This window comes from Streptomyces sp. SID13726 (assembly GCF_010548375.1).
Classification (GTDB): Bacteria; Actinomycetota; Actinomycetes; order Streptomycetales; family Streptomycetaceae; genus Streptomyces.
On sequence record NZ_JAAGLY010000128.1, the window covers coordinates 1 to 658 of the forward strand.

At 73.4% G+C, this 658-nt stretch carries 1 protein-coding gene; it reads left to right on the forward strand.

What is annotated here, in order from left to right; translation table 11 throughout:
* Window positions 1-658, forward strand: a 658-nt coding sequence (locus G3I78_RS46735) for a hypothetical protein (protein WP_203616482.1), incomplete at both ends; no start/stop codon positions are given.

A 658-nucleotide genomic window follows, 5' to 3' on the forward strand; every position in this document is an offset into this window, starting at 1 on the left:
GTCGTCGTGGACTCTGGTCGGGACAGCACGACGGTCACCGGAAGCGCGAACCTCACCACGGCGGCGTGGGGCGGGAACGTCGAGCTGGCGGTTGCCCTGCACGGCCGCACCGCCGACGTCGGCGTGCGCGCGACGCTCGACGGCGCCAAGGACGTCCCCGGCCTGGAGAAGGTGCTGGACCCGTTCGCGCCACGTTCGCCCGAGCCGGTCGTCGACCCCGCAGAGTCCACCGTCCTCGACATCGACGACTTCCACCGGCGGCTCGCGGCATCCGGCCTGCGCGCCACTCTCACCACGGACATCGATGACACGGACCTCGCCGACGGCGACTCCGCGGCGAGCCTCGTCGTCGGGACGCAGGGTCTTCCCGAGCCGGTCCCCGGTGCCACCACGGTCACGTGGCCGGTGACCCTTCACTCCGACCTGCACGCACGCGAGCTCCACGAGGGAGCCGACGTCGCGTGGCAGGACCTGAGCCTCCGCGCCGTCACGCCGTTCTTTGCCGTCGAGACGACGGCCGGGTCGGGAGACGAGCGCGCGACACGGCGCTGCGTCGTCGTCCTCGGCCTGGACGGCGACGTCCCCGAGCGACGGCACTCCGCCGTCCGCGACGCGCTGCGCAGCCGGGACGACGTCGCGCGCTACCTCGCGTTGCTCC